General features: G+C 42.9%; 12 protein-coding genes and 1 tRNA gene. 5 read left to right on the forward strand and 8 right to left on the reverse strand.

Annotated features, from left to right (window positions below):
* Positions 1-4 precede the first annotated feature (4 nt).
* Complete coding sequence (locus tag AC5162_RS04870; RefSeq protein ID WP_496534134.1) at positions 5-508, forward strand: hypothetical protein; 504 nt, start codon at positions 5-7, stop codon at positions 506-508.
* Between the two features lie 51 nt (positions 509-559).
* Here the strand turns inward: AC5162_RS04870 and AC5162_RS04875 are convergent, their stop codons facing one another.
* The gene (locus AC5162_RS04875; protein WP_496534135.1) at positions 560-2,971 is read right to left on the reverse strand and encodes a DNA translocase FtsK; all 2,412 of its coding nucleotides are present in this window, start codon (positions 2,969-2,971) and stop codon (positions 560-562) included.
* 217 nt (positions 2,972-3,188) lie between these two features.
* Here AC5162_RS04875 and AC5162_RS04880 point away from each other — a divergent pair, with 217 nt between their 5' ends.
* Positions 3,189-3,758 (forward strand): hypothetical protein, encoded by a 570-nt coding sequence (locus tag AC5162_RS04880; protein ID WP_496534136.1) that lies wholly within the window; start codon positions 3,189-3,191, stop codon positions 3,756-3,758.
* Between the two features lie 53 nt (positions 3,759-3,811).
* On the opposite strand, the gene AC5162_RS04885 is transcribed toward AC5162_RS04880, so the two are convergent.
* The 4 genes from AC5162_RS04885 to AC5162_RS04900 form a co-directional block, all read right to left on the reverse strand.
* The gene (locus tag AC5162_RS04885; RefSeq protein WP_496534137.1) at positions 3,812-4,204 is read right to left on the reverse strand and encodes a type II toxin-antitoxin system HicB family antitoxin; all 393 of its coding nucleotides are present in this window, start codon (positions 4,202-4,204) and stop codon (positions 3,812-3,814) included.
* Positions 4,205-4,248: 44 nt separating this feature from the next.
* Positions 4,249-4,431, reverse strand: coding sequence for a type II toxin-antitoxin system HicA family toxin (locus tag AC5162_RS04890; protein WP_496534138.1), 183 nt, complete (start codon positions 4,429-4,431; stop codon positions 4,249-4,251).
* 355 nt (positions 4,432-4,786) lie between these two features.
* The gene (locus AC5162_RS04895) at positions 4,787-4,975 is read right to left on the reverse strand and encodes a hypothetical protein (protein WP_496534139.1); all 189 of its coding nucleotides are present in this window, start codon (positions 4,973-4,975) and stop codon (positions 4,787-4,789) included.
* A gap of 278 nt (positions 4,976-5,253) precedes the next feature.
* Positions 5,254-5,325: transfer RNA gene (locus AC5162_RS04900), tRNA-Glu, on the reverse strand.
* A gap of 149 nt (positions 5,326-5,474) precedes the next feature.
* On the opposite strand from AC5162_RS04900, the gene AC5162_RS04905 reads away from it, so the two are divergent.
* Entirely contained in the window at positions 5,475-7,037 is a 1,563-nt protein-coding gene (locus AC5162_RS04905) for an MFS transporter (RefSeq protein ID WP_496534140.1), read from the forward strand.
* Positions 7,038-7,099: 62 nt separating this feature from the next.
* Entirely contained in the window at positions 7,100-7,624 is a 525-nt protein-coding gene (locus AC5162_RS04910) for a PadR family transcriptional regulator (RefSeq protein WP_496534141.1), read from the forward strand.
* Positions 7,625-7,659: 35 nt separating this feature from the next.
* Here the strand turns inward: AC5162_RS04910 and AC5162_RS04915 are convergent, their stop codons facing one another.
* Together AC5162_RS04915 and AC5162_RS04920 are read right to left on the reverse strand one after the other, a co-directional pair.
* Positions 7,660-8,175 carry a tRNA (cytidine(34)-2'-O)-methyltransferase gene (locus AC5162_RS04915; RefSeq protein ID WP_496534142.1) on the reverse strand — a complete coding sequence of 172 codons (516 nt, stop codon included), beginning with the start codon at positions 8,173-8,175 and terminating at the stop codon, positions 7,660-7,662.
* Complete coding sequence (locus AC5162_RS04920; RefSeq protein WP_496534143.1) at positions 8,172-9,323, reverse strand: AI-2E family transporter; 1,152 nt, start codon at positions 9,321-9,323, stop codon at positions 8,172-8,174. Before AC5162_RS04920 ends, AC5162_RS04915 begins: the two co-directional genes overlap by 4 nt.
* A 152-nt stretch (positions 9,324-9,475) precedes the next feature.
* Here AC5162_RS04920 and AC5162_RS04925 point away from each other — a divergent pair, with 152 nt between their 5' ends.
* A complete protein-coding gene (locus AC5162_RS04925; RefSeq protein ID WP_496534144.1) occupies positions 9,476-10,507 on the forward strand; it encodes a lactonase family protein in 1,032 nt (343 codons plus the stop codon).
* 27 nt (positions 10,508-10,534) lie between these two features.
* Here AC5162_RS04925 and AC5162_RS04930 read toward each other — a convergent pair whose 3' ends face one another.
* Complete coding sequence (locus AC5162_RS04930) at positions 10,535-11,353, reverse strand: Fic family protein (RefSeq protein WP_496534145.1); 819 nt, start codon at positions 11,351-11,353, stop codon at positions 10,535-10,537.
* Positions 11,354-11,464 lie beyond the last annotated feature (111 nt).

Consider the following 11,464-nt stretch of genomic DNA (forward strand, 5'->3'; position numbering starts at 1 on the left):
CACTATGCAAGCAATTAATATCGATCCCAAGGACTTAGTTAAAGTCCTTGTCGGCCAGGAAGTCAAGGCCGACGAAAAGATGCGCGGGCAGTTCTTGCTCGTCGCTAAAGAAAATAACGAAAAGCACCTCCCATCTGCCATGGCCGCAGCCGTCGCTGACATCGCTTTAGGCCAGGTCCAACTCCAAACACTGGTCCACCCGCTAAAGATTGCGGTTGACCAACCCGACTGGACGCCTTACCAGGTTGAAGAAAGTTTCTTCACCAAGGAGCCCCACAACTGGTTTGGCCCAGAAGCCCTCGTCATCGAAAAACGGTTGTCAGACTTTGTCAAAGACTTCGATGGGCAAAAGGACGACCAAGGTCGGATTCCAACTTCGGCCATTCCCAAAAACATTGCCGAGCCACTAATGGTCGAAGATGCCTACTGGGCTGACTACCAAAAGTTCGTCAATGACCCCGACGGCGACTTCGCCAGCCAACTAAAACCAATCTTTTCAGGTAAATAAAAAATAGGAAACTCTGCGGAGTTTCCTATTTTTGTTTGCTTAAATTTTCAATTATTGGTCAACATCACTCTTAGTAACATTGACATGGCGGGGACGGGCGCCATCAGCCGGACCAATGTAACCAGCATTCTCCAGGTCATCAACCAAGCGAGCTGCCCGGTTGTAACCAATCCGAAACCGCCGTTGCAACAGCGAAGTTGAGGCCTTTTGCTGGTCAATAACGAATTCCAGTGCTTCACTAAAGAGTTCATCATCAGAATCGCCACCGCCCAAGCCGGCATCCTCTTCCGCAATATCTGCGTCCGTAACCGTCATCTGGTCATCGTAAACGGCATCTTGCTGACTCTTAACAAAGTCAACGACCGAAGTGACATCCTGGTTTGAAATAAAGGCCCCCTGCAAGCGGCGGTGAGCCTTGCCTGGTGGGGCAAAAATCATATCACCACGGCCAAGCAGTTTCTCAGCCCCATTGGTATCCAAGATTGTCCGCGAATCAATTCCAGAAGCCGTTCGAAAGGCAATTCGACCCGGAATATTCGACTTAATCGTTCCGTTAATCACCTTTACATCCGGCCGCTGAGTAGCCAAAATCATATGGATTCCAGCAGCCCGGGCCTTGGCCCCTAGGCGGGCAATCGAAACTTCGATTTCAGAACCAACCGTTGACATCAAGTCGGCGAACTCATCAACAATCGCCACAATAAATGGCATCTTCGTCATCAAAGCATTCCCAGTTTCCTTGGCACGAGCGTTGTTTTCATCAACCGCCGCATTATATTCACCAATGTTTCGCTTACCAAATTCAGCCAAGAGTGAATAGCGGTTTTCCATTTCATCGACCAGCTTCTGCAAGGACTTAGCGGCCTTACGCGGGTCAGAAACAACCGGTGTCAGCAGGTGTGGAATGCCGTTGTAAATTGAAAGTTCAACCACCTTTGGATCGACCATCATCAACTTGACTTCAGAAGGCTTGGCCTTTAACAAAAGCGAAACGATAATGCCGTTCAAGCCAACTGACTTACCTGACCCGGTTGAACCCGCAATCAGCAAGTGCGGCATCGCGGATAGGTCAACAGAAACAATGTTACCAGTCACATCCCGGCCCAGTGGAACCGTCAAAAGTCCCTGGTTCGTCGTCTTTGATTGTTCAACCATATCGCGGAAACCAACCGTGGCCTGGGTATCATTTGGCACTTCGATTCCAACATAGGGCTTTCCAGGAATCGGGGCCTCAATTCGAATCGATTTGGCCGCCAGAGCTAACGCCAAGTCATCGGCCAAATTGGCAATCTTGTTAACCTTGACCCCTTGACCAGGCTTTAACTCGTACTGGGTCACGGTCGGACCAAGTGAAACGGATGAAACCGTGGCGTCAACTCCAAAAGATTGGAGGGTATCGTGAACCAAACGGGACTTACCGTTCAAACTAGCAGCTTCCTTGGACTGGTCAGTCGCCTTGGTCTTCGTTAGCAACGACGTCTTTGGTAACTGGTAATCATCGTCTGCAATCGTGTCATGGTTAAAGTCATCATGGTTACTTGAACTTGGCGTAACTGGGGTCGGATTTGCCGTCGTTGACCCAGTCGGTGTGCTTGTTGGTGCTGGACCTGTCGTAGCGGTTGGGTTCTGCCAGTTAATCGTTGGCTCAACTGGGTCGGCCGAAACACTCGTTTCTTCTGTCGCAGCCATCGCCGGTCCATTATCACCATCGCCAAAGAATGGGTCATCGCTTGGTCGTCCGGCTTCAGGCTCCGTCTTACTTAGACCAAAAGGATCATTGCCGAAGTCTGTAATGTCTTGCTTATCCTTACCGGCCAAAAACTGCCGTTGGTCGCGTTTTTGTGCCTGGTTTTGTTGGAACTCGGCAAAATTTTCGTGGGCTTTGGTAACGCCCTTTTGGGCCATATCTTTCGCAGGCAAACGGAAAGTCACAATCAAACCGGCAATATACAAGAGTGCAATAATGATGGCCGTTCCAATTTCTGACAAGAAGCCGTCAGTTACCTGGTAGAAAAAGGCCCCGATAATACCAGATCCAACTGGTGTGTGAGCCACCTGGTTGGTCATATCCTGACCGATAATCCGAATTACTTGGGAAACATCACTGCCGTCTGGGAACTGGTTTTGCGTGAAGTAAAGCAGCGCTGATAATAACATCGTGGCCAAATACAGCATGGTCACCCCGGTATAAATCCGGCCCTTAATCGCAAAGCCCTTATCCATAATCAGGTAGTACAGTGCCCAAATTGCGATTGGTAGCAAGGTGATTTGGTACAAGTTACCAAAGAAGAACCGGCTGATATTGGCTAAGTACAAGCCAAATAAGCCAATCTTAAAAATGGCAAAAATTGCAAACAAAATCACTGCTAGTAAAGCAATAATCTGACTGGCTGTTCCAACCTTATTATTGGTCTTTTTCTTAGTATTCTTTTTCGGACTACGACGGGTTGCCTTTTTCGCCATTGCCTTCTCCTCTAATTACAAGCTAGAAATAGCTAAATGTTTGACGCACTTATTCTATCTTAGCACAGTGTTAAGGCCTGTCTAGTCTGATAACAAGAACTAAAAGTAATTTTAAAGTTTTCCTTAAATGCACACAGCAATAAGAGCAAAATTGTATTTTAAAATTTTAAGACTATAATCAGGATTATCGGGATAAATTAGAAAGGATTTAAACAAAATGTCTAAGAGAAGTAAAGCCATTCTGTGGGCCAGTATTATCACTGTCTTAGTTGTAGCCTTTGCCGGTTATGAACTAATCGGCAATGCTAATCATCAAAGCAATAACAGTTCGTCATCATCGACAAACACAACCGTCAAAAAATCAAGCGCTAGCTCAAGCTCAGCAGCAAGCATTTCAACTACTTATTCAAGCAACGGGTCAACCTATACCCAGGCCCAGTTAGACGCAGACTTGCAAAAGTCAACCAAAACCAAGGTCCAAGACCTCAAATACTATAATGGTTCAGAAGCGGTCATCCTACCAATGACCAATGGAACGATTAACGCCCCATCTGACACCAACTCGCTCAATCCCTATACCGACGGGATTACCTTCTGGACTGGTACCATGACCATTGACGGTAAGAAGCAAAGCGTTGTTGCCGCCTATGAACGCCAGGGTTACTTTGAAATTTACACTAAGAACCCAACTGCTAGTTCACAAAGTTTCACCTACAACGGTGATGACTACCAGAGCCAAATCGGTAACAAGGACTTGGACCAGGTCTTAAGTAAGGCTAATAGTTAAAATCCTATCTGTAAAACAGGGCACCAAACAGTGTCCTTTTTTACATCAATAAATCAGCTGAGTCCGTACCGATTTTCTAACGCCTTCGTTAGGATATCAGAAACATTATCATTATGTTTTTTAGCAAGTTCATTTAAATAGCTTGGGACAGTAACATTTTTACGAACAGTCTTGGACACGGCCTTCAAATAATCGATCAATGAAACATTCACCATTTGAACAAAGCCATCTTCTGCAATAACATTATTAAAATGAGTTGGTTCCGGCACTTCTAGTGTTGTTGATAGTGCCAACTCAATTGCTTCTTTAATATTAACAAGTATTTCCTCAACTGTTTCACCCGTAGTAAAAGCACTAGGAACATCAGGAACGTTTGCCCAGTAACTATTGTTTTCTAGATGAATAACAACTGGATAAGTGGTTGATAATTGATCCTTACTTACCATTTTTATTCTCACTCCTTTTCTACTTAATCATTCGAATGGCGTTACTATTTAATCCCTGCTTGTTTTAATATAGCTTGTTCAAGGCCTTTTGATAATTCTTTAAAGTGCATGGGGACCTCAGTGTAACAACTACCATTCTTAAGTTGAACGTGTGAACCTTTTTGACCAACAATTTCAAACCCGTTTTTCTTCAGCTTTTTAACCATTTCTTTCGGTTTGATGGGCACAAAAACCGCCTTCACTCGCACATCCATTATACACATAAAGTGTGTATAATTCTATGGATTTAAATTAAAAAGGTCGCAATCATAATTGCAACCTTCAAAGTTATCAAAGATTTTCGTGTATTTCTATCACTGCCCGCATCGACTGACCAACCTTCTGCCAATCATCCGCTAGTGCCTTAACGTCCTCTTCCGCCGTCCCAATGGAAACTGGTTTAGTAACACTTGGCTTAATATTCATAAACACATTCATCTTGGAATAACCATTAATCATTCGCCTTAAAGTCCGATTCCTTTTATTCATAACGTTCTCTCCTTCGCAGCAATAAAAAGAATATCGCATTGTTAATTCAAATAACTATTGTTTTTCTTCGTCCTCAGATAGCACGACATTCACGATGCTCCCCACCTGGATAGCACTTCGGCTATCATTCGGGTCGAGTCGAACCTTTTCAGTTCGCTTGCGCCCAGTACTATCGATGTAAGTAGTCTTGGTATAGCCCTTTACCTTAGGCTTATGCTTAAAAAACATGCTTCGCTTTTTCATACTCATTCTCCTTTATCTGCTTTAATTTTAAATTATATTTTAAATAAAAACAATATATTTTAAAAATATTAAACAAATAGGACAAAAAAGTATATTAAAGCAAGCCGTGAAATTTGGCAATTAAAAAGTGTAGCAAATTTGTAGCAAATCGCCCCAAAATCATTCCTGAAAGAACCATTTTTAGTTAAATTTTGTTATTTCAATTCAACCAATAAATTCCATAAACTCCGCCATTAAGGCAAACAAAAAAGTCGCAACCGAAGTTGCGACTTTTTTAGTAGCTCGTGAGAGAATCGAACTCTCGATTCCGCCGTGAAAGGGCAGCGTCTTAGCCACTTGACCAACGAGCCATGGTCAGTTGTTGTTTAATCTCTCTTAAACAACTATATTAGTTTAACAAGGCTATTCAAATTACGCAACCCTTTTTTGAAAAATATTTTTCTTTTCTTTTATATTAACTATGTTAATATAAACGATGTTAATAAAGGAGATTAGAAAAATGATTAAAAAGTACTTCATCACAACAATATTCATTCTGGGTATTTTCATTTGTATGCTTGATACAACAGTAATGAATGTTGCACTACCAGATATTGCTAGCACCACCCACTCTAGCCTTAATAACCTTTCCTGGGCATTGAACGCTTACACTATCATCTTCGCTTCGTTCACGATTCCATTAACCCGAATTGCAGAAATTTTTAACAAAAAAGTATTTTTTATTTTTGGCGCAACTTTATTTGGTCTTGGATCTTTATTCTCTGGATTTTCAACCACGTTTAATGTCTTATTAATTGGTCGTGTTATTCAGAGTTTCGGGGCAGCACTACTCTTCCCTTTATCCATGTCACTTGGGATCGAACTAATTCCTGGAAAAAATAGAACTGCTACAATTGCAGCATTAGGTGTTACGCAGGGACTAGCAGCAGCGTTCGGCCCTACCATTGGCGGCGTCATCACTCAATTTTGGTCTTGGCATTGGATATTTTTCATCAACCTCCCTCTGACCTTGTTCATTATCATTTTAGGAACATTGGTCTTGCGCTCGGTCAAAATTATCCCCTCCAATGTTAAAAAAGTCGATTGGTTAGGTTCTTTTCTAGGAATTACGCTCCTGTCCAGTTTTACATCATTTTTGATTGAAGGACGTCATTGGGGTTGGACATCAGTCACTTCAATCTCATTAATTTTAATTGCAGTCTTGTCCCTAGTCTTATTTATCTTGGTTGAGCATTTTTCTTCAGCACCAATGATTTCACTTAACTTATTTAAAAGTCGTCAATTTTCTGGAGCTTCTATCGTCATCATTCTCAGTAACCTATTTTTAGTAGCAATTACCGTTATTTTACCAACATACTTTGTCAATGTTGAACACTACAACACATTGAATGCATCGTACATGATTACGCCAATTACTCTTTTCATTTTTATTATGTCCCCAATTGCCGGTTTACTGCTAAAAAAGATTGGACCCCGATTACTCGTTTTTACAGGATTCCTATTTATGCTAGCCGGTTACCTTTCATTTGCTTGGCTTTCAGCCTTAACAAGCCCTCTTTCAACTTGCATCAGTGGTGCTCTAATTGGAATTGGATATGGTGCCATTACAGGTCCAATCACTGTTATTGCAGCTGCAGACTTTGAAGGTGAAATGCTTAGTGCATCGCAAAGCGTAACGGGCGTTTTAAGACAGGTTGGTATTTCTTTAGCTGTCGCAATTTTCATCAGTGCCTTATATGGCAACCTTAACCATGCCCAATCCAAAACCATTCAATACTCAAATAGCTCATACAGTCACTTAGCTCTGCCAAGACCCGTTATTAATCAAATTCAAGCAACCGCCAAAAAACAAATTAAAGCTGAAAATAGTCAACAAGGTTCTTCTGTTAATACCGGCAACTTGGCCCTCAACCAAGAAATCCAGCAGCTGAGCCAACACATAAAAAATTACGCTAAAAAACAGAATACCTTCGCATTCACAAACTTATACCGTACCGCTCTGCCTTTCCTTGCTATCAGTACATTCACGTTCCTTATCTTTCCAACGAAAACTAAAAGATAATATGCTTATCAAGAATATATATTATAATCATATTAATAATATATATTTTGAAAGGAGTTCTAATGAAGGGACAAGATGTGATTCTCGGCCTTTTAATGGACCGCGACTTAACCGGTTACGAAATTCGTGACTTAATTGAAAACCGGCTGAGCCACTTTTTCGATAGTGGCTTCGGGATGATTTACCCGACCTTAAAAAAGTTAGAAAATAATCAACTAGTTACCAAAAAAGCAGTCGTCCAGAACGACCGCCCTAACAAGAATATTTTTTCAATCACAGAAGCAGGAAAAGAGACATTTCTAGGCAGCCTTTCAAAGGAAACAGAGCCTGACAAACTTCGTTCTGATTACCTGCTAAAATTTTACTTTGGCAAGCACCTCAACTATCAAACTTTGTACACCATTACCAAAAGACAAATTGCTAACGTTGAGACTCGATTGAATTCTTTAACCAGTCAAAGCCACGAATGGTCTGGCAAAATGACTGACGAGCAAGAGTTTACCTATAAGTATGGTGTTACCTACTACCAAGGAACTTTAGACCTGCTTAAAAAAGAACTAAAAAAATTAGAACAAAAAATCGACTAGGTTCATATCACATGAACCTAGTCGATTTTTATTTATTATTTCAACTTATCCTGCTCATAAGTATGAACCTTGTCCAACTGAGCAAAGTCTTGTTGGCGCAAAGCTTCAAACAAGACGATTGCGACTGTATTTGACAGGTTGAGTGAACGAATGTGCTCATCGTTTTGTGGGATGCGAATAGCCTTTTCTGGGTTCTGCCGCATAAAGACTTCAGGCAATCCCGTCGTTTCCTTACCGAACAAGAAGTAGTTATCGCCACCATTAGCTTCGCTATAATCTGGATCAGTATAGTCCTGGTTAGCAAACTTCGAGACCAAGTACAAATGGTCATCTTCTTTTAAAGTTTCCAAGAAGGCTGGTAAAGAATCGTGCTTGACCAAGTCGACATGGTCCCAGTAATCAAGCCCAGCCCGTTTCACGGCCTTATCAGAAATATCAAAACCAAGCGGTTCAATCAAGTGCAAGACAGCGTTGGTACCCGCAGTCGTCCGGGCGATATTGCCAGTATTTGCTGGCATCACCGGTTCAAATAAAACAACGTGGTTGGTCATTTTCTGTCATTCTCCAATTCTTCAGTAAACAGGCCAGAATTCGTCCGCCACCAAGTGTAAAAGTGGGTTACTAGGACTTTCAAAACGGCATAGCCTGGCACAGCCAGGATAAAGCCGAGGAGGCCAAAGACTTGGCCAGAGGCCAATAAGACAATAATAACAGTCACGGGGTGAACTGCCAAGGCATCCCCTAAAATCTTTGGCGAAATCACGTGAGCTTCCATTGGCTGTTCAATTGCCAAAACAACCGCAGCCAAAGCAGCCATCTTTGGCCCCCCAGTAACCAAAGCTACCGCAAAAACCGGCACTTGGGCTAAGAAAGAACCAAGGTAAGGAATCAAGTTCAAAATTCCGGCCAAGATTGCCAGTAAGATGCCAAATTGCAAGCCGATAATCGTATAACCAATAGCAAACATTACCATCACGGAAAAGGCCACCCCGAGTTGACCCCGAATGTAGTTGGCAATTTGCTTGGACATCTCTTCTAAGACATGCTTGGTTGATGGCCGGGCTTTATTTGGCAACTTATCAATGATAAAGTTTGGCAACCGTGACCCGTCCAAGAGCAAGTAGTACAAGATAAATGGCGTTGAAATCAAGACAACCCCGATTTCACTAACTTTCGCCGCAAACTTACCAACGCTAACCAAGCCAGTCCCAATATTGGCCTGGACCCAGGTAATCGCCGTATGGTTAATCGAGCTATTCGAAGTCGTCAAAACTTCCCGAACTTGCTCGAACTGGTCGCCCTTAAAGGTGTTATTAATCCAAGCTTGGCCGTTGTGCAAATAAGTTGGCCAATGACTAAGCAAGGTCGTTACCTGGTTAGTTACCACATAAGCCAAAAAGGCGATCCCCCCAATTAAGATTAGCAAGAAAACGGCCAAAACTAGCAAAGCGACATACCGCCGCTTCCAACCGGTTTTACCTTGGATTTTATTAACCAAAGGATTTAACAAATAAAAGAAGACCCCGGCAATAATAATTGGTGCACCAACTGCCGCTACAAACTTTTCAATTGGACCGAAAATAAAGCGAACCTGGTAGCCCAACCAAATCACAAGCAAGACTAAAACGATTGCCGCCAACGTCTTGAGCCCCTTGGTTGAGGTTAACCCTGTCAATTTTTTCTTTTTTTCTTCTGGCATGGTTGCTCCTTTTTAAACAAGTTTCATTACTTAATATTGTAACATAAGAAATACTAGCTAACCTTCTCCTACCGCCGATTTTTAATTCAATTAATAAAACATGGTATAATAATAAGGATTACAAGATTAATAAAAAAGGAGTTTTTCTGAACATGACTGTTCATCACGTACTATTTGGTACCTATACCCGGCAGACCTCAAAGGGAATTTACGAAGCTGACTTCGATAGCCAATCTGGTCAACTAAAAAACCCCGAACTCGTTTTTGCAGGCACAAACCCAACTTACTTGGATATTTCCAAGGCAAACAAGGTTTACGCTGTTGAAAAACGTGGCGAAGAAGCCGGCGTTATCGCACTTGATAACACTGACCGTCCCATGAAGGAACTGGGCATTAATATGACTGAAGGGTCTGCCCCTGCCTACATCGGAATTGACGAAGCCCGTCAATTCGTCTTTGCTGGTTACTACCATCGCGGTATGGTGGAAGTCTTCCACATTGAAGCCGACGGCTCACTAGAATTGCGAGATACTTGGTACAACAAGGGTGATGGCCCCCGTCCTGAACAAGACGGTGCTCATGTTCACTTTACCAACTTGACGCCAGACAACCGGTTGGTGGTCGTTGACCTTGGAACTGATGAAGTGATTACCCTGAATTTGGATGACCAAGGGGCAATGACCGAAGCTAGCCGCTACAAGGCTGATGCCGGCTTTGGTCCCCGTCACATCCGCTTCTCCCCCGACGGCCACTATGCCTACTTGCTTGGTGAACTGTCATCCCTTCTATCAGTCTTGAAGTACTCGGAAGAAGACGGGTCATTTGAACACATCATGACCGCTTCAACAATCCCATCTGACTGGGACGACCATAACGGTGCAGCCGCTATCCGGGTTTCTGCCGATGGCAAATTCATTTATACCTCAAACCGTGGTCACGACTCCGTTTCAGTCTTCCAAGTCACCAACTTGGGTACTGAAATCGAATTGATCCAAACGATTTCCACAGAAGGTTCATTCCCCCGTGACATGAACTTTGACCCTGAAGAAAAGTACTTGGTGGTTGCCAACCAAAAGACCAACAACGTTTCTGTTTACCGCCGCGACCTAGAAACCGGTGAACTTGAACTAACGCAAAAAGACTTCCCTATTCCAGAGGGTGTCCGCGTTAAGTTTGAAAACTAATTTTAACAAATAAAAGGTCGAAGACAATTAGTCTTCGACCTTTTTTGTTGCTGTTAATTCTAGGACCCGGTCCTTTCCAAGGAGGCCCTTTGCTCCAAAGGCCTGGAAGTCCTTCATCATTTTCGTATAAGTATCACCATATGCTTGATTTTGGTGGTGAGGGTCATAAAATGTTTTACCGTCGTAATCTGAAACTGCAATTTTTTCTAAAACCGCGGTTAATAGCCGACCATCACCGGAATAATAATACTCGCCTAATAAGTGTAAGACGGTATCCATCGTCCTTTCCGGCAAATAAAAGATTCCTGCCCCGGCTTGTAAAAGTGGCACATTCGCAGCTAACAAAGCCGTCCGTTTATTGGTGTCGTTAAATAGCTGAGCCCGCGATAAGTACAGAAACAACCTAGCCGCCTTCGTCTCTGCAGCGATACTTTGGTCAGCCAACAAGCTATTAACTAGGTCTTCAGCTTTTTTAGGGTCAACTGAACCGGGATAAAAGGTTCCCTTCTTGGTGTTGACACCACCGGGACCCGTGCGGAGTTGCCCAGGGTTTAAGGCATTACCTTGAGCAGTAATTTTGTGTAACTCTTTTAGGCTATCAAAATTAAAATTATCAAAGTGATCAGCGACATAATGAGCACCCAGGTGCATTTGATGAAGGGCTAGTAAATCATCAGCTTTCACCCCATCGACTACGTCATTATTGGCAATCGCCTCAGTTTGTAAAATCGTCAGTGGCATTCCCTCAAATTGGGCCCCGTCATGTAAAATCGTTGGCGTGGCTAATTTAAACAGGAGCAGTTCGGTTGCTTGGTCAAAGTGGTATTGATTCTGCTTGTCTGTCATCTCCCTGCTCCTTTCTACTAGTCAGTTCTTTATTATACCGTATCTTGAAAGCTGAACCAAAAAGGGCCAGACGTCATTACCGTCTGGCCCTTCATTTGTCAGTCATAACCT

This window comes from Fructobacillus sp. ChS1-6f1-1-27, assembly GCF_059579415.1.